Annotated in this window: 18 protein-coding genes; 8 read left to right on the forward strand and 10 right to left on the reverse strand. The window is 63.9% G+C overall.

Translation table 11 applies throughout. The features are described from left to right. Positions 1-194: 194 nt before the first annotated feature. The 5 genes from ACFX5Q_RS22115 to ACFX5Q_RS22135 form a co-directional block, all read right to left on the reverse strand. The gene (locus tag ACFX5Q_RS22115; protein ID WP_404281387.1) at positions 195-1229 is read right to left on the reverse strand and encodes an ABC transporter substrate-binding protein; all 1035 of its coding nucleotides are present in this window, start codon (positions 1227-1229) and stop codon (positions 195-197) included. A 54-nt stretch (positions 1230-1283) separates the two neighbouring features. Next, positions 1284-2198, reverse strand: coding sequence for a sugar phosphate isomerase/epimerase family protein (locus tag ACFX5Q_RS22120; protein WP_404281388.1), 915 nt, complete (start codon positions 2196-2198; stop codon positions 1284-1286). A 38-nt stretch (positions 2199-2236) separates the two neighbouring features. Continuing rightward, a complete protein-coding gene (locus tag ACFX5Q_RS22125) occupies positions 2237-3775 on the reverse strand; it encodes a mannitol dehydrogenase family protein (protein WP_404281389.1) in 1539 nt (512 codons plus the stop codon). Then, positions 3772-4554 (reverse strand): SDR family oxidoreductase, encoded by a 783-nt coding sequence (locus ACFX5Q_RS22130; protein ID WP_404281390.1) that lies wholly within the window; start codon positions 4552-4554, stop codon positions 3772-3774. The genes ACFX5Q_RS22125 and ACFX5Q_RS22130 overlap by 4 nt, the downstream gene beginning before the upstream one ends. A gap of 71 nt (positions 4555-4625) precedes the next feature. Next, positions 4626-5516, reverse strand: a complete 891-nt coding sequence (locus ACFX5Q_RS22135; protein WP_404281391.1) for a MurR/RpiR family transcriptional regulator — start codon at positions 5514-5516, stop codon at positions 4626-4628. A gap of 121 nt (positions 5517-5637) precedes the next feature. Here ACFX5Q_RS22135 and ACFX5Q_RS22140 point away from each other — a divergent pair, with 121 nt between their 5' ends. Both ACFX5Q_RS22140 and ACFX5Q_RS22145 read left to right on the forward strand, forming a co-directional pair. After that, entirely contained in the window at positions 5638-6822 is a 1185-nt protein-coding gene (locus ACFX5Q_RS22140) for a Gfo/Idh/MocA family protein (protein ID WP_404281392.1), read from the forward strand. A 162-nt stretch (positions 6823-6984) separates the two neighbouring features. Beyond that, a complete protein-coding gene (locus tag ACFX5Q_RS22145; RefSeq protein ID WP_404281393.1) occupies positions 6985-7419 on the forward strand; it encodes a hypothetical protein in 435 nt (144 codons plus the stop codon). An 88-nt stretch (positions 7420-7507) separates the two neighbouring features. Here ACFX5Q_RS22145 and ACFX5Q_RS22150 read toward each other — a convergent pair whose 3' ends face one another. Genes ACFX5Q_RS22150 through ACFX5Q_RS22160 form a run of 3 tightly spaced genes read right to left on the reverse strand, consistent with a single transcriptional unit; the run spans position 7508 to position 15388 of the window. Beyond that, positions 7508-10810: an efflux RND transporter permease subunit gene (locus ACFX5Q_RS22150; RefSeq protein ID WP_404281394.1), complete on the reverse strand. Its 3303-nt coding sequence runs from the start codon at positions 10808-10810 to the stop codon at positions 7508-7510. After that, the gene (locus ACFX5Q_RS22155) at positions 10807-13923 is read right to left on the reverse strand and encodes a multidrug efflux RND transporter permease subunit (protein ID WP_404281614.1); all 3117 of its coding nucleotides are present in this window, start codon (positions 13921-13923) and stop codon (positions 10807-10809) included. Before ACFX5Q_RS22155 ends, ACFX5Q_RS22150 begins: the two co-directional genes overlap by 4 nt. Positions 13924-13951: 28 nt before the next feature. Beyond that, complete coding sequence (locus tag ACFX5Q_RS22160; protein ID WP_404281395.1) at positions 13952-15388, reverse strand: efflux RND transporter periplasmic adaptor subunit; 1437 nt, start codon at positions 15386-15388, stop codon at positions 13952-13954. A gap of 427 nt (positions 15389-15815) precedes the next feature. Between ACFX5Q_RS22160 and ACFX5Q_RS22165 the strand changes: the two genes are divergently transcribed. Continuing rightward, the gene (locus tag ACFX5Q_RS22165; protein ID WP_404281396.1) at positions 15816-16352 is read left to right on the forward strand and encodes a MarR family winged helix-turn-helix transcriptional regulator; all 537 of its coding nucleotides are present in this window, start codon (positions 15816-15818) and stop codon (positions 16350-16352) included. Here the strand turns inward: ACFX5Q_RS22165 and ACFX5Q_RS22170 are convergent. Further along, positions 16316-16552, reverse strand: coding sequence for a DUF1127 domain-containing protein (locus ACFX5Q_RS22170; protein ID WP_404281397.1), 237 nt, complete (start codon positions 16550-16552; stop codon positions 16316-16318). The two genes, ACFX5Q_RS22165 and ACFX5Q_RS22170, sit on opposite strands and share 37 nt — an antisense overlap. Before the next feature lie 182 nt (positions 16553-16734). Continuing rightward, positions 16735-17628 (reverse strand): LysR family transcriptional regulator, encoded by an 894-nt coding sequence (locus ACFX5Q_RS22175; RefSeq protein WP_404281398.1) that lies wholly within the window; start codon positions 17626-17628, stop codon positions 16735-16737. A 103-nt stretch (positions 17629-17731) separates the two neighbouring features. Between ACFX5Q_RS22175 and ACFX5Q_RS22180 the strand changes: the two genes are divergently transcribed. From ACFX5Q_RS22180 to ACFX5Q_RS22200, 5 genes are all read left to right on the forward strand, one after another. After that, complete coding sequence (locus ACFX5Q_RS22180) at positions 17732-18127, forward strand: cupin domain-containing protein (RefSeq protein WP_404281399.1); 396 nt, start codon at positions 17732-17734, stop codon at positions 18125-18127. A gap of 62 nt (positions 18128-18189) precedes the next feature. Next, positions 18190-19173, forward strand: coding sequence for an aldo/keto reductase (locus ACFX5Q_RS22185; protein ID WP_404281400.1), 984 nt, complete (start codon positions 18190-18192; stop codon positions 19171-19173). Continuing rightward, complete coding sequence (locus ACFX5Q_RS22190; protein WP_404281401.1) at positions 19170-20390, forward strand: multidrug effflux MFS transporter; 1221 nt, start codon at positions 19170-19172, stop codon at positions 20388-20390. The genes ACFX5Q_RS22185 and ACFX5Q_RS22190 overlap by 4 nt, the downstream gene beginning before the upstream one ends. Before the next feature lie 358 nt (positions 20391-20748). Next, a complete protein-coding gene (locus ACFX5Q_RS22195) occupies positions 20749-22086 on the forward strand; it encodes a DUF6538 domain-containing protein (protein ID WP_404281402.1) in 1338 nt (445 codons plus the stop codon). Between the two features lie 40 nt (positions 22087-22126). Continuing rightward, positions 22127-23203 (forward strand): hypothetical protein, encoded by a 1077-nt coding sequence (locus ACFX5Q_RS22200; RefSeq protein WP_404281403.1) that lies wholly within the window; start codon positions 22127-22129, stop codon positions 23201-23203. The last annotated feature ends 75 nt before the right edge of the window (positions 23204-23278 follow it).

Below are 23278 nucleotides of genomic sequence, written 5' to 3' on the forward strand. Positions count from 1 at the left end.
AGTTTGGCAGTTGCGGCGCCGGCTCTCGTCTTGCAACGCTGAAAATTGGCGAAGCGGTCGCGACATCCAATCTCCCCCCTCGTGGGGGAGATGTCCGGCAGGACAGAGGGGGGCGCCGTAGAGCGCTAATCTATCGAACCTCGCATAGCGAGGACGGCAGCCTGCCATCCTCGCTATGCAATTCGCATCAGCGCCTACTCGCCCGGACCCTTGCAGGCGACGATCTGCTCTTTCGTGTAGGTCGTCCAGTCCGGGATCGAGATCGAGACCGGCCATTCCGGGCTGAGCGACGAGTCGGCGGCGGCCTTGAGCTTGGCCTTGCCTTCCTCGGTGGCATTCTCCCACAGCTGCGGCTCGACCAGCACGGTCTGCTGCGCCGGCTTCTTGCCGTTTAGGATCTGCAAGGCAAGTGTGACGCCGGCGCCGCCGATCGAGCCGGGGTTGGTGACCGCAGCACCAACGAGGCCCTTGACCGAGCTGAGCTGGCCAACGAAGCCGGCATTGTCGGCGCCGACCACCGGCACCAGCGGTGCCTGCGATTCGACCAGTGCGTCGACGATGACGTTGTCGATGCCTGAGGTCCAGATGCCGTTGAAGGGTGCGCCAGTGGCAAGGAAGGAGAGGATCTGCTGCTTGCCCTGGTCCTGCTGCCAGCCGGTGAACACCTCCTGCGCGACCTTTACATCGGGGAATTCGGCAAGCGCCTTCTTGAAGCCCTTGTCGCGGTCGCTGTCGGCGGAAGCGCCGGCGGCACCGCGCATATAGACCACCTCGCCCTTGCCGCCCATCTGCTGGAACAGCCATTTCGCGCCGAGATAGGCGTATTGTTCCTGGTTGTTGGAGATGATGTAGGCGGACGGTTCGGTGACCGCCTGGTCGACGGCGACGACGACGATGCCGGCCTTGGTGGCCTCCTCCAGGCCAGCCTTGATGCCGGCCGGGTCGGCCGGGTTGACGACGATGGCGTTGACCTTGGCGCTGATCAGGTTGCGGATGTCCTCCAGCTGACCGGCGGCGTCGGTGTTGCGGTGGGCGATGTTGAGCTTCGTCACCTCGCCGGAGGCGAGCGCCTGCGCCTTCATCGCGCAGATCATCTCCTCGCGCCAGCCATTGCCCTGCACGGTGTTGGAGATGCCGATCGTGTATTTGCCCTCGGCGGACGAGGCGCCCACCGAGGCCAGGAAGGCCACGCCGGCAAGTAGCGGGACCATGGTCAGGTATTTTTTCATTTCAGTACTCCTCCACATTGATCTTTTGGTTTCAGTCTTAAAGCCGTTTGTCCGTCACTTCACGAAGGGGCGCAGCACGTCGCGGGCGAGCAGGAAGCCCCGCTTGACCTTGTCGTCGCTCCCCTCGAACCGCCGGTCCTCGTGCTCGATGATGACGTGTCCGTCGTAGCCGGCGCGGTAGAGGCCGGAAAAGATCACGTTCCAGTCGACATCGCCGAGCCCCGGCATGCGCGGCACCTGCCAGCCTATGCCGGCCGAGAGGGTTCCGCCCTCATAGAGTCCATCATGATCGATCATCAGATCCTTGGCATGAACATGCAGCATGTAGGCGCCGAATTCGCGGATGAAGCGGGCCTGGTCGATCATCTGCCAGACCAGGTGCGACGGGTCGAAATTCATGCCGATATCGCCGCCGAAGGCTTCGAGTATGCGGCGCCAGATTTGCGGCGAATAGGCGATGTTGTGGCCGCCCGGCCATTCGTCATAGCTGAAGATCATCGGGCAGTTCTCGAAGGCGAGCCTGACGCCGTGGTCGCGCGCATGGGCGATGATGGCGGGCCAGACCTTGAGCGCTTCTTCCCAATTGACGTCGACGGGCTTCGAGGCATCGCCGCCGCAGAAGGTGTTGACCAGCGAAACGCCCATCCGCCCGGCCAGCACGATCACCTTCTTCAGATGATCGATCACACCCTCGCGGTGCGCCGCATCGGGGTGCAACGGGTTGGGATAGTAGCCGAGCGCCGACATAGACAGGTTTTTCTCGGTGAGCGCGGCGGCGATCTCCTTGGCTTGCGAGGCCGAGGTCGCGGTGGCGTCGATATGGCTGGTGCCGGCATAGCGGCGGCTGTCGCCCGAGGACTTCGGCCAGCAGGCAATCTCCAGCGCCTCGAAGCCGGCCGAGCTTGCCCAGTCGGCGACCTCGGCGAGTGGAGTATCCGGAAATGGTGCTGTGAGCAGTCCAAGTTTCATGATGCCTCCCCTGGTCGTGAACTTCACGACCTATCGTACTATGCAGATCGTGTTGGTCGCTTCAACCGCGCATCTATTGGCTCAGTGCAGGCATGTCTGACAAAGGCCAGCGGATTCTCTGACAGCAGACCATCGAGCCCGGCGATGACATTTGTGCGGAACATAGTGTTGGTGGCCAGTGACGGATCGAAGATCGCGTCTATCGCAAGAATGGCGTCGGCGAGCCCCTTGGTGTCGGCGCCGATGCGGTCGGCGAGGGCCGAGATCCTTCCGGCAAAGGGGTCGGACACCTGCCAGCACTTGCCGAAGCGCGGGGCGGCCTTGATCAGATAGGCCATCCAGCCGGCGACGGGCACCGACAGCAGGGCGATGCTCCTACCCTGCCGCAACCGGTCGCGGATCGGGTTGAGCAGACGCTGCACGATCTTCTGCGAGCCGTCGGTGGCGATCTGGTGGTTGCGATGGCGGATCGCGGTGTTGGTGAGGCGCGCCAGGCTTTGCTCGATATAGGCAGGCGCAGAAATGCCAGGCACCGCCTTGAGCGTTGGCAGCGTCTCTTCGGTCAGCATGCGGCGGACGAACGTGGCGAGCAGCGGATCGGCGATGGCATCCGACGTGTGCTCAAAGCCGCAGAGCACGCCAAGATGGGCAAGCGTCGTCTGCGCACCGTTCAGCACCCGCATCTTGAGATGCTCGAACGGCGTGACGTCGTCGACGAAGCTGGCGCCGACAAGATCCCAGCGCTGCACGCGACCGGCGAATTTTTGCTCGATCACCCATTGCCGGAACGGTTCGCCGACGACCACGGCGGCGTCGCGATAGCCGAAGCGCTGCTCGACGGTGTCGATGTCGGCCGGCGTGGTTGCTGGTGCGATGCGGTCGACCATGGCCGAAGGAAAGGCGACATTGGCGGCGATCCAGTCCGAAAGCCCATTGCCACTCCGCTCGGCCATCGCCCGCACGACATTCCCGAGGATGACGCCGTTGGCCGGGATGTTGTCGCAGGAGAGCAGCGTCACCGGCCGCCCATGCGAGGTCCTACGCAGTTCCAGCGCCCGCGCCAGAATGCCGGGCACGCTGCGCGGTACATGCGAGTTGGCGAGGTCATGGACGATGTCAGGGTGATCGAGGTCGAGCACGCCGGTCGACGGGATATGGCAATAGCCTTTCTCGGTCACCGTCATGGTGACCATCTCGATGTCGGCCGAAGCCAGCACCTCCAACGCCGGCGCGGCGCTATCCTGGCTGTCGACAACGCGGATGATGCTGCCGATGATGCGCGCCTCGACATGATTGTCCTGCCGGATCAGGCGTGTGTAGAGGCCGCCCTGCCGGCCCAACGTTTCCGACAGGTGAGGCGGGCGGATGTTGATGCCGACCACGCCCCAGCGGTCGAAATGACGGGACAAAAGATCGTCGGTGTATTCAGCCTGGTGGCAGCGATGGAAGGCGCCTATGCCGATATGGGCCATGCCCGGTATGAGGGCCGCACGGTCATAGGATGGCCGCTGGACGGAAGTTGGAAGCCGGCTAAGCAGCTCCGGGCCAAGCATTTCGGGCGCGGCGGTGGCGCTCACCGATTCGCCCCGATCACCGACTGTTCCTGGTCGATCACCGCGCCGGTCATCGGCCCGGCCGCATCGGAAAGCAGGAAGACGGCAAGGTTGGCGATATCGTTCGGCGTCAGCAGCCGGCCGAATGGCTGCGCGGCATTGGCGGCGTCGAGCCAGCCCGGACCCTGGCCGAGTGTCTCTGCCTGCATGATGCGTTCGGCGGGCGTGTCGGTCCAGCCGACATTGATGCCGTTGACGCGGATGCGGTCGAAGCGGTGGGCGTTGGCCGCATTCCTGGTCAGCGTCGCCAGCGCTCCCTTGGTGGCGGAATAGACGGCAAGCTCGGGCGAGCCGCAATGCGCGTTGATCGACAGGATGTTGACGATTGCGCCGCCCTGGCCGCGCTTGACCATATCGGCGATGGCCGCCTGCATGAGGAAGAAAGGCGCGCGGGCGTTGACGGCAAACAACGCTTCCCAGTCGTCGAGGCCGGCATCGTGGAAAGAGGCGCGATCGGTGAGGCCGGCGGCGTTGACCAGCCCGTCGATGCGCTTGAAACGGGAAAGGCATGCCGCGACCAGTTGGGCCGGCGCCTCGGGGTCCGCGAGATCGGCGGCGACGAATTCCGTCGGCGTGCCCATTTCGCGGAGCGATGCCGCCGCGGCCTTGCCGCGCGTAGGCTCACGGCCGGTGATCAGCAGGCCTTCGGCGCCGGAGCGCGCCAGCGTTTCTGATATCGCCAGGCCGATGCCTTGCGTGGCGCCGGTGACCAGCACCACCTTGCCGTCGAGCCGAACGTCCATTCATCCTCCCGGAACAAGGTTTCTATTTTTTTAAATATGGAACGACAATTCCTTTCAGTCAATCGTTCCGGTCATGCTGTCCGGCGTGCGACGACGCCGTGGACCAAAGCCATGCCGACGGCCAACGAAGCAGCCAGCGAACGGAAGCCGGCGAAGTCGGATTCGACGACTTCCAGCCAAATGTCGGACAAGTTGACCAGCGGCGAGAAGGTGCTGTCGGTGATGGTGACGATGCGCGCCTTGCGCTCATGCGCGACGGCGACCAGATCAGGCGTGATCGAATTGTAAGGGCTGAAACTCACCGCCAGCACCGCATCGCGCTTGCCGATGCAACCGACCTGATCGAGCGCGGTGGAACCGACATTGTCAACCAGCACATTGCGCACGCCCTGTTGCGAAAGCGTCAGCGAGAGATAGGTGGTGACAGGAAAGGCGCGCTTGCTGCCGATGACATAGATCAGGTCGGCGGCGGCGAGCAGCGCGACCATCTTGTCGAAGCTCTCCATGTCGAAGCTATTGTCGATGCGGCCGAGCGAGGCCTGCGACGCGCCGACCATGCCGTTTAGAAAATGCAGATTGGCGTTGGGCTCTGCCGTACGTTCGGCGCCCGCACGCTCCGGCCAGGAGCCTTTCATATGGTCCTTGAACAATCCCTGGAAATCGGAAAAGCCGGCATAGCCGAAGATCTGCGCGAAGCGGACAAGGGTCGAAGGCTGCACGCCGGCCTGCTCGGCGACCTGCGCGATGGTGCCCAACGCCACATCGCTCGGATGCTGCCACAGGAAGATCGCAACCTGGCGCAGCCGCTTCGGGAAATGCACGGTGCCGGAGGACAGCACGGCGCGCAGTTCCTCGTAGGTTTGCGGCTTGGTGTAGCCAAGCGCCGCTAGCGAGCGTCCCCGTTTCCTGGTCGCGGCCTCGTGGATGCTGGACCGTTCCGATGATTTTTGCGCTCCGCTCATGGCTTCACGCTAGCGCGGTACGATCGTTTTACAAAATGGAAATTGGAAATCGTGTTCGAAAATGCTAGCGGCATTTCAGGCTATGCACGCTATCGAAAATCCGGAAGGAGTTTGAAAAGTCATGGTCTATGCAACATCGGACGGATCGACGCGCCAACGCCTTAGGGTCGGGATGGTGGGCGGCGGCCGCAATGCCTTCATCGGCGCGGTGCATCGCCTCGCCATGCGCCTCGACGACCAGATCGCGCTGGTTGCCGGCGCGCTGTCCTCGGATCCCGGGAATGCAGCAGCGTCCGCGGCAGAGATCGGCATCCCGCCGGAGCGGAGCTATGCCGATTATCATGCCATGGCCAAGGCGGAAGCGGCACGGCCCGACGGCATCGAGCCCGTGGTCATCGTCACGCCCAACCATCTGCATGCGCCGATTGCCACCGCTTTCCTCGAGGCCGGCATCGACGTCATCTGCGACAAGCCGTTGTCGACGACGCTGGCCGACGCCGAAGCGCTTGTGGCGCTGGCGCGGGCGAAAAACCGCCGGTTCGTCGTCACCCTCAACAACACCGGCTACGCGATGGTCCGGCAGGCGCGCGAGATGGTGGCGGCGGGCGAGCTTGGCCGCATCGTGTCCGTGCACGGTGCCTATATCCAGGACTGGCTGACGCAGCCGATCGACGCGCAGGGCCAGAAACAGGCCGAGTGGCGCACCGATCCGGCGCGCGCCGGGCAGTCCGCGGTGCTCGCCGATATTGGTGTGCACGCCTTCAACCTGGCTAGCTTCATTTCGGGCTGCGAGGCCGAGGCGGTTTCGGCCGATCTGTTCACCGCCGTGCCGGGTCGGCGGCTCGACGACAATGCGCATGTGCTGGTGCGCTGGACAGGCGGCGCGCGCGGCACGATCCTGGCCAGCCAGACTTCGCCCGGCCATTACAACGACCTTTCCGTGCGCATCTATGGCGACAAGGCCGGGCTCGAATGGTCGGGCACGCGGCCGGAAGAACTGCGCTTCTCGCGCTATGGCGAAGAGGCGCGCACGCTGGTGCGCGGCGGGCATGGCTCGACCGAGGAAAGCCGCCGTGTGTCGCGCATGCCGGCCGCCCACCCGGAAGGCTACATCGAGGCCTTCGCCAACTTCTACCGCGATGCCGCCGACATCGTCCGCGCCCACCGTTCGGGTGCCGCCGTCGATGCGGCGCGGGCGGCGCAGGTGCCCGATGTCGTCGATGGTGCGCGTGGCGTGAAGTTCGTCGCGGCGACCGTTGAATCGAACGCCGGCGGCGGGGCGTGGACGCCAGCGCGGTTTGGGTAAATCTGTCCCTTGATCGCCATGTTTCGAAGGCGTCGGCTGCACGGTTCCATGGCCTGATCCGAGGATATTTTTGCACCGCGCATGCCGGGTCTTGCCGACCTCGCGGAGTGCCATAATTCCACTCTGGGGTTGGGGTGAATCACCTGCTGGTAGGAGGCGGCCGTGAAACACCAAACACTTGACGAACTGCAAAGCGTTGCCGACGTTCACGCCGAAGCAACGCTTCTAATTGCCACTCGAGGCCAACGCCTCGAGCGCTGGGCGCAACTTCTGGAGCAAAATCCCGACCGGTGCCTCGGGGCGCTTGCCGGCACCGAATACATAAGCGCGGAGGTCCGCGACAGAATGCGTTCCGCGGGCTCACCCATCACCGTGGCATTCGAGGATCCGATCTTTCGCGCGCAAGGCCTGAAGGAGGATACTTACGGTGAAGCCAAGCGCTTCTTCGAACTGACCGATTGGCAGTTGCACGAAATCGTCTGCCATTGCCATGTCGGCGCGACGATGCCGGCTCGATGGGCGGCGACGCGCGTCCGCGCGGCAGTGTCCGGGAAGTTCGGTTTCTTCGCCTGGCTGCGGGGAGTATTCATGCTTTGACGAACAGGTTCTTGCGCAGCGGCAAGGGGTCATATCCGTGAGGCGATGGATACAGTTCACCGCCTCACGGGGCAGATGAGCGCAATCGTCAAGGAATATCCGGCACCATCAAGTCCGCGTCGGCGCGAATCCCAGCTGTTTGCACAGTGGGTGCTGCCCGGCGTGCCGCCGACAGACGCAGGCGATCGAGGCAGAGATAGACGACCGGCGTCGTGTAGAGCGTCAGCATCTGGGCGACGATCAGGCCACCGACTATTGCCGTGCCGAGCGGTTGCCTTATCTCCGCCCCGGTACCCGTTTCGAGCGCCAGCGGCAGCGCGCCGAGGAGGGCGGCGAAGGTCGTCATCATGATCGGCCGGAAACGCGTCAGACACGCTCTGTAGATGGCTTCGCGCGGTGCGGCACCCTCCTTGCGCTCGGTCTGCAGCGCGACATCGATCATCATGATCGCGTTCTTCTTGACGATGCCGATCAGCAGGATGATGCCGATCAGCGACATGACGCTGAAATCCATCCCGGTGAGTTCAAGCGCAAGCAGCGCGCCAAGTCCGGCCGAGGGCAGCGTCGACAGAATCGTGATCGGATGGATGTAGCTCTCATAGAGCATGCCGAGCACGATGTAGATGGTGGCCAACGCGGCGGCGACGAGCAGCAGCTCGTTGGTCAGCGCCGAGCGGAAGGCCAGCGCCGTCCCGGCAAGCGCGCCATGGATCGACTCCGGCATTTTGAGCGTCGCCATCGCCCGGTCGATCGCCGCCGTTGCATCGCCGAGCGAAGCGCCTTCGGCCAGGTTGAACGAAATCGTCGTGGTGACGAAATGGCCCTGGTGGCTGATCGATAGCGGCATGGTGGCGGGTGCGTAGTGGCTGAAGGCCGACAGCGGCACCATGTGCTCCTGCGCCGTGCTGACCGCCGCACCGCTCGAGGCGCTGGAATGGCCGATGGCGGCGATGGCGTTGATGGCCTGGTTGCGGACGGATGCGCTGGCGGCAAGTGATGCGGCGGAAGCCGGCGTACTGGCGGCGGCCGTCACCGTGCCGGCCAGCGCGTTGGTGCGCTGGGTGCCGCTGGCGGCAGCGCCCGAGGTGCTGACATAGATGCGCGACAGCGCCGACGGATCCTGCAAATAGCGTGGCGCCAGTTCCATGACAACTTCGTACTGGTTGAGCGGATTGAAGATCGTCGAGACCTGGCGCTGTCCGAACGCGTCGTAGAGCGTGTTGTCGATGGCCGAGGTGCTGACGCCGAGCCGGGCGGCACTTTCGCGGTCGATCGACAAATTGGTCTCCAGGCCTGCCGCGTCGCGGTCGGAATTGACGTCGGCGAGCTCAGGCGCCTGCTTCAGCGCATCGAGCAGTCTGGGTGCCCACACGTCGAGCTCGGCGATCGAGTCTGCCTGCAGCGAATACTGGTAGGTGGCGAGGCTCTGGCGCGCGCCGACCCTTATCTCCTGCCGCGGGAACAGAAACAGCTGGGCGCCCGGCACCTGCTGCAGTGCTGCGCGCAGGCGCGTCACCACCGCCTGCAACGGCGCTCGCTCGGCCTGCGGCTTCAAGGTGACGTAGACGAAGCCGGAATTGGTCTGCCGGCCGCCGATGAAACCCACGACATTGGCCACCGCCGGATCGCTCCGGACGATCGACTGCAGCTCGGTCAGCTTTTGCCGCATCAGCTGGAAGGAAATGCTCTGGTCGGCACGGATACCTCCGACCAGTTCGCCGGTGTCTTCCTGCGGGAAGAAGCCCTTGGGCACCACGACGTAGAGATAGACGTTGAGGGCGATTGCGCAGAAGAGAATGACCAGCACGATCACGGCATTGTCGAGCGCCCAGGCAAGCGAGCGTCCGTAGAAGCGGCGCAGTCGCTCGAACGCGCCCTCGCCGAGGCGAGCGAGCAGCGATCGGCGCGTCTGCGGCAGGCGCAGGAAATGCGCGCACATCATCGGTGTGGTGGTGAGCGAGAGCACGAGCGAGATGACGATCGCCAGCGACAGCGTCACGGCGAATTCCTGGAACAGCCGGCCAAGGATTCCGCCCATCAGAAGGATCGGCAGGAAGACGGCGATCAGCGACACGCTCATCGACAGCACCGTGAAGCTGACCTCGCGGGCGCCGAGAAGTGCCGCCTGCCGTCGCGGCATGCCGTCTTCGACATGGCGCATGATGTTTTCGAGGACGACGATGGCGTCATCGACGACGAAGCCGGTGGCGATGGTCAAGGCCATCAGCGACAGATTGTCGAGCGTATAGCCCAGCAGGTACATGGCGCCGAAGGTGCCGAGCAGCGAGAAGGGCACCGCGACGCTTGGGATGAGCGCCGCCCGCCAGTCGCGCAGGAAGCAGAAGACGACGAGCACGACGAGCCCGATGGCGAGCGCCAGCGTCATGCCGGTGTCGGACAGCGAGGCGCGGATCGTCGTGCTGCTGTCGCTGCTTACCGAGAGATGCGCATCGGCCGGGATGGACGCCTCGAGCTGCGGAATGACCGCGCGCACCTTGTCGACGGTGTCGATGATGTTGGCGTTCGGTTCGCGGTAGAGCACGAGAAGCACGGCGGGCGCGCCATTGGCGAGGCCGAGATTGCGGACATCCTCGACCGAGTCCTCGACATCGGCGAGATCGCGCAGCCGCACCGCGGCGCCGTTGCGCCAGGCGATCACCAGGTCGCGATAGTCGGCGGCGTGGCTCGCCTGGTCGTTGGTGTAAAGCTGGTAGCGCTGCGCGCCGTCGTCGATGTCGCCCTTCGGGCTGTGCGCATTGGCCGAAGCTATGGCGGCGCGCACGTCTTCCAGACCGATGCCGTAGTTGAACAGCGCGCCCGGGTTGAGCTCGATGCGCACGGCCGGCAGCGAGCTGCCGCCGAGATCGACATTGCCGACGCCTTCGACCTGCGAGAGCTTCTGCTGCAGCACCGTGGCTGCGGTGTCGTAGAGCTGGCCGGGCGTCAGCGTCCGCGAGGTGAGCGCCAGGATCATGATCGGCGCATCGGCCGGATTGTATTTGCGATAGCGCGGATTGCTGTGCAGGTCTGACGGCAGGTCGGCGCGTGCGGCGTTGATGGCGGCCTGGACGTCGCGGGCGGCGCCGTCGATGTCACGGTCGAGACCGAATTGCAGCACGATGTTGGTCGAGCCGGTGCTGCTGCGCGAGGTCATTTCGGTCACGTCGGCGATCTGCCCGAGATGGCGCTCGAGCGGCGAGGCGACGTCGGCAGCCATCGCGTCCGGGCTGGCACCCGCCATCGAGGCCTGCACCGAGATGGTCGGGAAATCGACCTGCGGCAGCGGCGAGACCGGCAGATGGAAGTAAGCCAGCAGGCCCGCCGCGGCGAGGCCGAGCGTCAGCAAGGTGGTTGCCACCGGTCGGGCGATGAATGGTGCGGAGAAATTCACGATGCCGACCGGCCGGGCTCCAGCGCGGCATCCCTGGTTGCGCCGGTCCGACCGACCCGCCGCGCTAGCCGGTCGAAGGCGAGATAGATGACGGGCGTCGTGAACAGCGTCAGCACCTGGCTGACGATCAGCCCGCCGACGATGGTGATGCCGAGCGGCCGGTGCAGTTCGGAGCCGGCGACGCCGCCCAGCATCAGCGGCAGCGCACCGAACAGGGCGGCCATGGTGGTCATCAGGATGGGGCGCAGCCGCAGCAGGCTCGCCTCGTAGATCGCCTCGCGCGGACTGCGGCCTTCCCGCCGCTCGGCCTGCAGCGCGAAGTCGATCATCATGATGGCGTTCTTCTTCACGATGCCGACGAGGAGCACGATGCCGACGATGCCGATAATGTCGAGGTCGTGCCCGGCGATCATCAGGGCGACGAGTGCGCCGACCGTCGCCGACGGCAGCGTCGACAGGATGGTGATCGGATGGATGAAGCTCTCATAGAGGACGCCAAGCACGATGTAGACGGTCACGACCGCCGCCAGCACCAGCAGCAACTCGTTGCGCAATGAACTCTGCAAAGCGAGGGCCGCACCCTGGAAGCCGGTGACCAGGCTGGGCGGCGGGCCTAGCGCGCGCTCGGCCGCGGTAATCGCCTCGGTCGCCTGGCCGAGCGAGACGCCGGGCGCCAGGTTGAAGGAGATGGTGGAAGAGGGGAACTGCGCCAGATGGCTGACCAGCAGCGGCGACTGCTTGACCGTGACGCTGACGATCGTCGACAGCGGTACCTGTCCGGAACCGGCCGACGGCAGGTAGATCGAATTCAGCGAGGCCAGCGTCTCCTTGACCGAAGGATCGGCTTCGAGAATGACCCGGTACTCATTGGACTGGGTGAAGATGGTCGAGATGATGCGCTGGCCGAAGGCGTCGTAGAGCGCATTGTCGACGGTCGCCGGCGTGATGCCGAAACGCGCCGCCGTGGCGCGGTCGATGGTGATGTCAGCGGCAAGGCCGTTCTGCTGCATGTCGCTGGCGACGTCGGCCAGCTCGGGCAGGCGGGCGAAGCTGGCGGTGAGCCGCGACGCCCAGTCGGCGAGCTCTGCGGGATCCGCGTCCTGCAGCACGAACTGGTACTGCGTCGGGCTGACCGACGTATCGACTGTGAGATCCTGCACGGGTTGCATGTAGAGCGAGATGCCGGTGACGCCTGAAGTCTCCTGCCGCAACCGGCGGATGATGGCGCTGGCGTCGAGGGTGCGGGTGTCGCGCGGCTTGAGGTTGATCAGCATGCGGCCGCTGTTCAGCGTCAGGTTCTGGCCGTCGACGCCGATGAAGGACGACAGGCTCGCCACGTCCGGATCCTTCAGGATCGCCGCCGCCAGCGCCTGCTGGTGGGCCGCCATGTCGGCATAGGAGACCGAACCGACGGCTTCGGTGACCGCCTCGATGGCGCCGGTGTCCTGGACCGGGAAGAAGCCCTTGGGGATGACGATGTAGAGATAGGCGGTGAGTGCCAGCGTCGCCACTGCGACGAGCAGCATCGACGTCTGGTGGTCCAGCACCCAGCGCAGCGCTGCCGCATAGGCCGAGGTGACGGCGTCGAATGCCGCCTGGCTCTTGCGCGCCACCCAGCCTTGCCGCCGCTCCGGCTGGTGCCGCAACAGGCGCGCGCACATCATCGGCACCAGGGTCAGGGAAACGATCGCCGAGATGACGATGGCGATGGCGAGCGTGATTGCGAATTCGTGGAACAGCCTGCCCACCACGTCGCCCATGAACAGCAGCGGGATCAGCACCGCTATCAGCGAAACCGTCAGCGAGATGATGGTGAAGCCGATCTGCGAGGAGCCGCGCAAGGCTGCGTCGAGCGGGGGCTCGCCGCCTTCGATGAAGCGCGAGATGTTCTCGATCATCACGATAGCGTCGTCGACGACGAAGCCGGAGGCGATGGTCAGCGACATCAGCGACAGATTGTCGAGGCTGAACCCCCAAAGATACATGACCGCGAAGGTGCCGATCAGCGACAGGGGCACCGAGAGGCTGGGGATGATCGTCGCCGGCAAATTGCGCAGGAACAGGAAGATCGCCAGCACCACCAGAAGCACGGCAAGTCCAAGCTCGAACTCGACGTCGTGGACCGAAGCGCGGATCGTATCGGTCCGGTCGGTCAGCAGGCTCAATTGAACCGACGGCGGCAGGCCGGCGCGCAGCTGCGGTAGCAGCGTCTTGATGGAGTCGGCGACCTGGATCACGTTGGCGCCCGGCTGGCGCTGCACGTTGAGGATGATCGCCGGCGTGCCGTTCATCCAGGCGCCCAGCCTGGAATTCTCGGCGCCCTGCACGATGTCGGCCACCGCGGAGAGCCGCACCGGGGCGCCGTCGCGGTAGGCGATGACGGCGTCGGAATAGGCTTTCGGGTCGCTGATCTGGTCATTGGCATTGACGGTGTAGGAGCGGCTCGGCCCGTCAAAACTGCCCTTCGGCGTGTTGACGTTGAGATTGCCGATCGTGGTGCGCAAATCATCCATGTTGAGACCCATCGCCGACAGCGCCTTGAGGTTGACGCGCACCTGCACGGCCGGCCGCTCGCCGCCGCTCAGGCTGACGAGGCCGACGCCGGGAACCTGGGAGATTTTTTGCGCCAGGCGGGTTTCGGCGTAGTTCTCGACCTCCGTCAGCGGCAAGGTGCCGGACATCACCGCCAGGGTCAGGATCGGCGCGTCGGCCGGATTGACCTTGGCGTAGATCGGCGGCGCCGGCAGGTCGGCGGGCAGCAGGTTGCCGGCCGCGTTGATCGCCGCCTGCACCTCCTGCTCGGCAATGTCGAGGCTGAGATCGAGGCTGAAGCGCAGCGTGATCACCGAGGCACCGGCCGAGCTTTTCGACGACATCTGGTCGAGGCCCGGCATCTGCCCGAACTGGCGCTCCAGCGGCGCGGTGACCGAGGAGGTCATCACGTCGGGGCTGGCGCCGGGATAGAGGGTCTGCACCTGGATCGTCGGGTAATCCACCTCCGGCAAGGCCGAAATCGGCAGGAAGAGGTAGGCGATCATGCCGACGAGCAGGATGCTGACCATCAGCAGCGTCGTCGTCACCGGCCGCAAGATGAACGGCCGCGACGGGCTCAGGCTGCCGTCCGGGCCAGCATCCCGATCCTCATCCATTGTCGCCGCCCGCACCGCCCGAACCGCCTGTGCCGGTGCCGCCGCCCGCGCCGCTTTTCCGGTGGCGGTGGTGGCGCTGCTGGGCGCCTGGGGCATTGGTGGCTGCAGGAGGCGCGCCTTGCATCGGCGGCTGGCCAGCGGTTGGCGCCGCCGGTGCCTGCCCGGCAACTGGTGCCTGGCCCGCAGCCGGCGCCGTCGCTGATGGGGCGATCGCCGGGGTGGCGGCATCCGGGACCGTGACCTTTGCGCCGTCCTTCAGCCGGTCGACTCCGTCGACGACCACCTTGTCGCCGAGCGAGAGCCCGGACAGAACTTGCGTGGCAGTGGCATCTCCGGGCCCGGTGGCGATCGGCCGGACGGAAACCGTATCGTCGGCGCCGACCACATAGACGAAGGTTCCAGGCGCGCCATGCTGGATCGCCGCGTTCGGCACCACCATGACATTGCTCAGCGTGCGCACCAGCAGGTGGGCATTTACGAACTGGTTCGGGAACAGCGCCCCATCTGCGTTGGCCAAGATGGCGCGCATCTTCACCGTGCCTGTCGTCGGGTCGATCTGGTTGTCGACCGTCTGCAAGGTGCCCGAGGCGATCTGCTGAACATCATCGCGGTCGAACAGCGTCACCGGCAGCGTCGCGCCGTTTCGCATCTCATCGGTCACCGCTGAAAGGCTATCCTCCGGCAGCGAGAACATCACCGAGATCGGCTGCATCTGCGTGATCACCACGATGCCGTTGGCGTCGCCCGGCGTGACGTAGTTGCCGGTATCGACCTGGCGCAGGCCGAGGCGGCCGTCAGCGGGGGCGACGATATGGCTATTGGAGATGTTGAGCTGGACGGCCTCGATCTGCGCCTGGTCGGAAGCGACGGTGCCCTCATCGGCCTCGACGGTGGCGCGCTGAAGGTCGACGGCCTGGATGGTGATGGCGTTCGTTGTCAGCTTTTCGTCGCGGTTCAGATCCAGTCGCGCATCATCGAGCAACGCCTGGTCGTGCTTGAGCTGGCCGGTGAGCTGATGCAGCGAGGCGACGAAGTTGCGGTCGTCGATCTGGGCCAGGAAGTCGCCTTTCCTGACCATCTGTCCTTCGCTCAGCGCGATCTGGGTGATCTGGCCGCTGACCTGCGGCCGCACGGTTACGGTGGACAGCGAGGTCACCGTGCCAAGCGCGTCGAAGACGATGGGAATGCTGCCTGTGGCAACGGGAGCGACCGCCACCGGCTGTGGAGTGAGCCGGTTGCGGCCGGAACGGCCGCCGCGATCTTCATCGGCTGCCTGCTGCGGTCGCGAAAACGGATGCAGCCAAACGGCAAGCCCACCGGCGGCGGCCAGTATTAGGAGCAGAACGATCCAGCCGCGCCGGCGGGGCTTTATGCGCTGCGTTGCCTGTTCGCTCTGGGAGAGGAGCCGATTGCCGACGTCATCGTCCACGACGGTTTTGCTCCGTGGAAGGCGCGACATTCGCGAGTGTGGCGGCGAAGAAGCACAGCGCCACTTCTGTCCCGCGAACCGTATCCGGCCGGGCACGAGCCCATAGAGGCAGCAAGCACCCTGTCAGAGACGGCCTCATTGAATTCCTGCTCGCAATCCTATGGGCTCCGCGCCACCCGCAGGAAACCGTACGCTCTCGAATTTTACTACGCAATTGCGTACTAAATTAAATTCCCGTAAGGTATTGGCCTTCGCCGCCCGGCCGCATGGCGCACTTTTGCTGCAGCCTTTCTCCTGGTGCTGAGGACCACATGCGCAAGTGCGCAGCTGCCTGCGGGAGACGCTGACCTTGGTGCGACACCTGCTGGCCGATGGTGGCAAGGTGGCACTCGCACGCGCCAACGCGAAAAGGAGCGGGAGGCATCGCATGGACCGGCACGACGATCCGACGGGGATGCTGGAAACAGCAGATGTTGTCAGGCGCAGCGTTCTTGGGCTGGGACGACAATTGCGGTTGATGCGGTCTAGCCATGGCGTCAGCGCGGCCAAGCTCGGCCTGCTGCGGCGGCTGGAGCGGATCGGTGGGTCGATGACGGCGTCCGATCTCGCTTCCCTGGAACGCCTGCAGCCTCAGTCGCTCACAAGGCTCATCGCCGACCTCGACGAACGCGGACTGATCCGGCGCACGCAGGACCAGATCGACCGGCGCCAGTTCCTGATCGAAATCACCAAGGACGGGCACGATCTGCTGGCGCGCGACGCCGACCGCCAGAACGCCTGGCTATCGGAAAGCATGAACAAGGTCCTGACCCCCTCCGAAAGGGAGATCCTGCGCGTTGCGGCCCTGCTACTCGACCAGTTGGTCGAAGCCGGGGTCGAACCGCCGGCTGACGCGGCGTCACAAGATACCGGGAGGGAGCGGGTCCTTCAGGCATCGAACCTCTCGCCATGGGAAAGGGCGTAGCGCACGGAGGTGTAACGGTCGATGTCCGAGCGGCTGATGCCGAGATCCTTGAGCATATGGTCCGGCATTTCATGCAGCGCGGCGCGATCGCTGCGCATCTTCATGGCATGATAGGCTAGGCCCAGAGCGCGGCCGGCAAAGCCGAGGATGTCGAGCTTCCTCCGGCCGGTTTCGTAACTTCCATGATCCATCGTCGTCATTGTCGTCTCCATCCTTGGCGACGCGACCATTCGCGCCGTCGATGGAAGGACAATGAAGGACGACCGAGGGGCCGAGCGTTGGAGCCCGCGTCGGAACCGGCGTGGAATTGGTGGCATTTCGATTGAAGCTCGGTCGAGATGTTGCAGGTGTCAACGTGCGCTCGACGCCTGAGTAGCGCGCCTCAAGCACTGCGCCGAAGCGCCTCCACGAACAGATTGAAGGCTGGCGAGGACTGCCGCCGGTTCGGGTAGTAGAGGTGGTAACCCTGGCAAAGCGGGCACCAATCCGCGAGTACCTCCCGCATGCGTCCGTCGGCGATGTAGGGCCGAGCCAGGTCCTCGGGGACGTAGGCCAGGCCGTGGCCGTCCAGCACCGCCTCGATGATCGGCAGCACGCTGTTGAAAGTCAGCTGGCCTTCGACCCGCGCATTGAGCTTGCGCCCGTCCTTCTCGAACTCCCAGGCATAGATGCCGCCTGCAGTTGGCAGGCGCATGTTGATGCAAGAATGGTTGGTGAGGTCCTGCGGCGTCTCTGGCGGCGACCGGCGTTCGAAATAGGCAGGCGAACCAACCACGCTGAAGCGCCAGTCGGGCCCGATGCGCACAGCAATCATGTCCTTGCTCAACGCTTCGCCGAGCCGCACTCCGGCGTCGAAGCGCTGCTCCACAATGTTGGTCATGCCATTGTCGACGGCGATTTCCACCTGGATGTCGGGGTATTCGCGCAGGAACGTGGCCAGCACCGGCCGGAAGATCGAACTGATCACATAGTCGCTGCAGGCGATGCGAATGGTCCCCGCCGGGCGTTCGGCGAGATCGCTGAGGCCGGCGATCCCCGCCTCCATTGCTTCCAGCAGCGGCCCCACAGAGCGCACTAGGCGCTCACCAGCCTCGGTCGGCGATACGTCACGGGTGGTGCGCGACAGCAGCCGAATCTTCAGCCGCTCCTCGAACCCCTTGATCGAATGGCTCAGCGCGGATGCAGTCACACCCAGCTTGCCGGCGGCCTTGGTGAAGCTGCGCTCTCTGGCGACGGCGAGGAAGGCGACCATCTCGTGGATGTTGTCTCTCGGCATTGATGAGTTTAGCTCACAGCTACATCAAGATTGAACTATCTAATCGATGGAGTGCGCTGCGTATAGGTTTGTCCTCATCAAACTGCACGAGAGGGACATAGCCATGGACATCGTCCGCGCCGGCTCACGGCCATCCGCCAAAGGCCCCACCGACTGGTTTACCGGGCCGGTCCGCATTGACCCGCTGCTCGCCAAGCAGAACGCCGAACGAGTCCAGGGCGCCACCGTCACCTTCGAGCCGGCCGCCCGCACCGCCTGGCATACCCATCCGCTCGGGCAGACGCTCATCGTCCTCGCCGGGGTCGGCCGCTGCCAGCGTTTAGGTGGGCCGATCGAGGAAATCCGGCCCGGCGATGTAGTCTGGTTCGAGCCGGGCGAAAAGCACTGGCACGGCGCGGCCCCGACGGTGGGCATGACCCACATCGCGCTGCAGGAGGCGGAGGACGGCAAAGTCGTGGACTGGCTCGAGAAGGTCAGCGACCAGCAATACGGCGCGTGAAAGGAATTTCGACCATGCAAGGAACAGTGCTCTACGGCCCCGGCGATATCTAGGAGGACAGCATGAAAAAACGCAGACTCGGGCAGGGCCTCGAGGTCTCGGCGCTCTCACTGGGCGCCATGGGCTACGGCAAGACCCGCGACATCCCGGACCGGGCGGAAATGATAGACCTGCTGCGCGAGGCGGTCGACCTCGGCATGGACTTCTTCGACACGGCTGAAACCTACGGCCCCTGGACCAACGAGGAGATGATCGGCGAGGCCTTTGCAGACATCCGCGACAAGGTCACCCTCGCGACCAAGTTCGGCTGGGACATCGACCAGGATACCGGCGAGCATCGCGGCGGCGTCAACAGCAAGCCAGCCCAGATTCGCCGCGCCGTCGAAGGAAGTCTAAAGCGACTGCGCACCGACCATATCGACCTCTACTATCAGCACCGGGTTGATCCCGATGTGCCGATGGAAGACGTCGCCGGCACGGTCAAGGACCTCGTCGCCGAGGGCAAGGTGCGCTTCTTCGGCCTTTCGGAAGCCGGCGCCAAGTCGATTCGCCGCGCACATGCCGTACATCCCGTAGCGGCGCTGCAGAGCGAATATTCGCTCTGGACCCGCGAGCCCGAAGTCGAGATCCTGCTTACGCTTGAGGATTTGGGGATTGGCCTTGTCCCGTTCAGCCCGCTGGGCAAGGGCTTCCTTACCGGCACGATCGATGCCTCGACCCAATTCGCCGGCAACGATTTGCGCAACCGCATTCCCCGATTCGCCGAGGAGGCCCGCGAGGCCAACCTGGCGCTAGTCGCTCTCATCCGCCGCATCGGTGAGCGGCACGGCGCCACACCCGCCCAGGTGGCGCTCGCTTGGCTGCTGGCGCAGAAGCCGTGGATCGTGCCACTGTTCGGCACCCGCACGCTCGCGCGCTTCGAGGAGAATATCGGGGCGCTTAACATACAGCTCAGCCAAGCCGACCTGATCGAGATCGGGGCGGCCGGTTACCGCGTCGAAGGGGAGCGCTATCCGGAAGACCTCATGAAGCGATCGGGCCTGTGAGCGTAGGCACCACCTCCGAGCCCGGCGGCTTCCGCCTGCTGTTCATCCTTGCGGTGCTGCTCGGCTTCGCGTCGATCTCGACCGACCTGTTCTTGCCTGCGCTGCCCACCATGCAGGTGGCGCTCGCCACCACCGAGGGCACGCTGCAGTTTGCCATCTCCGGATACCTGCTGGGTTTCGGCTTCGGGCAATTGTTCTGGGGGCCGGTCAGCGACCGTTTCGGCAGGCGCGGACCGGTGGCACTCGGCCTCGTCGTCTTCGTCATCGGCTCGGCCGGCTGTGCCTTGGCGACGGATGGCTGGCAGCTTATCGGCTGGCGCGTCGTGCAGGCCCTCGGCGCCAGCGCCGGCGTCGCTCTGGCGCGAGCCATGGTACGCGATCTCTACGACCGGGACCGCGCCGCCAAAGTGCTGTCCACCCTGATGACCGTGATGGCGATCGCGCCGCTGCTGGGACCGAGCATGGGCGCGCAGATCCTCGCCGCAGCATCATGGCAAGCCATCTTCTGGACGCTGGTCGCGATCGGCATTGCCACCGCGGTAGCCATCCTGACGGTGCCGGAAACACTGCCGGCCGAGAAGCGACATCCAGACACGTTCTGGCAGGCTGTCGGAGGTTACGGTTCGGTCCTGCGCAACCGAGTGCTGGTCAGCTATGCGGCCGCAGTTGGGTTCTTCTATGTCGGGGTGTTCGCCAACATCGCCGGCGGCGCCTTTGCCTACATCGCCTATCATGGTCTCAGCCCCGAGCTTTACGGGCTGATATTCTCGTCGGGCGTACTGGGGCTGATGGCCGCCAACTTCGTCAATGCGCGCCTCGTCATTCGCCTTGGCAGCGATCGGATGCTCTTTGCTGGAGCGTTGGGAGCGGCCGTTTTCGGCACTGCACTGGCCATCGTCACGACAACAGGCATTGGCGGCGTTGCCGGGCTCATCGTTACACAGTTTCTGTTTACGGCAATGAACGGGCTAATCCTTGCCAACGCGGTAGCTGGGGCGCTTTCAAGCGTACAGCAACGTGCCGGCGCGGCGTCAGCAGTGGTAGGCGCCATCCAGTATGGCAGCGGCATGGTCGGTTCGGCACTGGTCGGGCTCTTCGCCAACGGAACGCCGGCGCCGATGGGCATCGTCATGGCTTTGGCGGGCATAGGCTGCTTTGCCAGCATTGTGATGGCGCGGCGGACTGCCCAAGTTATCACAGTAACTCGCAAAGGGTAACGGCTTGAGACATGGCGGCCGATGCGCGCCCTGCAGGGGTCGCGGGCCGGCGCAAAATTCCGATTGCGAAGGACCTCCGCCGGTGGAACGCGTGCCCGATCTGGTCTGAGGACCGAATTCATCACGGCATGGTGCGATATCGAATTTCTGGCAGTTTGTTGCACAGATGAGAAATGTTTCAGCCTGCAGGCACTGACCGAAGTCAGTTAAGTCATCGAAATAAAAAGACTATTAGGAATATTGAATGGCGGAGAGAGCGGGACACTCTCCTCCAAGCCCCTGAACCCCTTGCATCCCTTGACTTCTGGGCTTTGAAGACTCACCTGTGGGGCACCAACGTGGGGCACCGGGGTCCGAAATGGCTAACCAAAGGCAATATCTGGAATGGCACGGGCAGCAGTGGCGGGTCCGCGTCAAGGTGCCCGCTCGGGTTCGGGATTTGATCGGGCGAGGGAAGCTTACGCACCCCCTCCACACCGCCGATCTCAAAGATGCGGATGCCCGCAAGTGGCCCGTGGTGTCCCGCCTCAAGGGTGTCATAACGGCAGCCGAGAAGGTCTTGGCCACAAACGATCCTGTGGAGGCGGAAGCCCTTCGGCATAGGCTCTCAATGGACGATGAGGGCACCCAGTATGCGATCAATTTGCGGGCTCATGAGCTTGAGGAGACTAAAGGCCTAGACACTGCGAAGGCCTTCTTTGCTCTCGCTAGCGGACAGGTCACGCCGTTGGATCACCATGCGACTGAGTTCCTGAAGCACCAAGGCTACCGCATGAAATCTGAAGGGGATTTCCGAAGGGTGTTAAGTTGGCTTGGTGATTGGCTTCGTGACAGTCAGCTACCTGTCGCCCTTGAGGCTGTGAGACGGGTGAACGCCGGCAAGTTCCTGTCTGAGTCCCTGATAGTAGGAAGGAGCCGACAGAAGGCCACGGCGTATCTCGGGTTCATCAGGCAATACTGGACATGGCTCCTCGACAAGGGGCATCTACCATCCGGCGAGAATCCTTGGGATGGCCAAAAGCTTCCCGCAGAGCGAAGGCAAGCACGTGGAGCGGAGACGGATAGAGGCAAGCGCCCGTTCACAGATGCGGAGATGGTCAAGTTGCTCAATGGTGACGGCGGACCGCTGCTCAATGACCTAATGCCAGTGGGGGCGCTGAGCGGAATGAGGATCGAAGAGATTTGCCAATTGCAGGTGTCCGATTGTCGAGAAGGGACCTTCAAGGTTTGGGCGGGTAAGAGCGACAGCGCCCGCCGCGCGGTGCCAATCCACAGCGGCCTAGTGGAGATCGTCAAGCGCCGCACGGCCGGCAAAAAGGACGGCGACTACCTGTTTGACGAGCTGCCGCCTATCCCCCAATCACGTGAGACCCGCTCCGACCCGGCCGCAAAGCAATTCACACGGTATCGCCGGAAAGTGGGGGTCGATGAGCGGCCGAACGACAAGGCCAAGAGCAACGTGGACTTCCACTCGTTCCGCCGCTGGTTCATCCGCAAGGCTCGTGATGCCATGCTTGCTGGTGCAGAGGGCTTTGACGAGTGGACCATCGCGTGGGTGGTCGGGCATACGGACAGCGAACGCGCGAAGAGCCTTGACCTAAGCCAGCACGGGTACGCGGGGCAAGACCCCGAGAAGGCCAAGAGGGCGCTTGTGGAGGCGGTGAAGCTACCCACCGCTGACCACCAACCTCATTAAGGATATAATGGACGGTAGAAACGAGTCGCGGGGAGCGCGAATGGAAGAGGACGTTGGCCCTGCTGACGCCAGACTTGAAATGATCACCGTCGCCGGTCTCGAAGATGGTGCTGCCAATGAACTTGCCATGCGGGTCGCGCTGCTAGTGCCTCAGCTGCGGGATATCGATCCGGCCAGGCCGCTCGACCTTCGGCGAATGCGCCGCATGGTCTTCTCCACAAATTACGGCGACGACTTGGAACAACTCTTGGGTAGCGCTGGGCGCAACTCTGGGCACACCCAAGAAGAATATGCTCTCGGTGTGGCTAAGGTTCACGTTCTGCGGCTTGAAGGCGGTGGGCTTGAGATTGTGCCTGTTTTTGACGCCAATATGTTCGCGATTCTGGGCCAAGACTATGAGACTCTAGATGAGGAGCAAAAGACTTGGTTTGGGCGCATCCTTCATATGCTCCACCACGAACTCTGCCACGTTCACGACGACAACAAGAAGATAGACGCCATGCCAGCCTCAATGCTGGGCAAGGTGTGGTCTGGTGCGGATATGTTTACCGGGCCGCTCGCGGAAGCCGCATGGTCTGAGTATTTTGCCAATCGAGTTTCGTCCATCACCGCAAGCGATGAGGTGATTGATGAAATGATCGATATGTTGAAGGAGGCCATTCAACGAACCAAGCCGGCGGTCAATGGGCACGTTCTGGCCTATCGCACCAATGCCGACCTAGAGGCGTTGATGGCCTTGTTCCAGCGCCATGGTGATTTCCTGGTGAAGGCCGCCGCTTACGTGCTTGGGTACCTAGATGGACTTGAAAAGACTCTAGAGCAGGTTTCGGAAGAGGCGCATCAGGCATTAGTGGAGTCCGACTTCCTGTCTATCTGGGAGCGAATGCATCAAGAGCTTAGAGTAATGTTCGATAGGCATCCCAGCGGCTGGGACGACAGCCTTGCCATCTATGCTAACCTTTTCGACGTGATGCTGGATTTCTACAACGACATGGGGTTGGTGCTTCGGGGCGAACCAGACGGCGGGCTGTACGTTGAGGTTCCGTTTCGCCCTAACAACTCCACGCCAGCGATGATCTTACAGAATGCGGCACGCCAGCTTTTTGGAATGACCTAACATCTGATCGTTCTAGCGCGGTCCCCCAATCTAGTATGGCTGGCGGAGAGCAATCTATTTGTCAGCTCTCAACTA

The organism is Mesorhizobium sp. IMUNJ 23033 (genome assembly GCF_044778005.1).
In the GTDB taxonomy this organism is placed as follows: Bacteria; Pseudomonadota; Alphaproteobacteria; order Rhizobiales; family Rhizobiaceae; genus Mesorhizobium; species Mesorhizobium amorphae_A.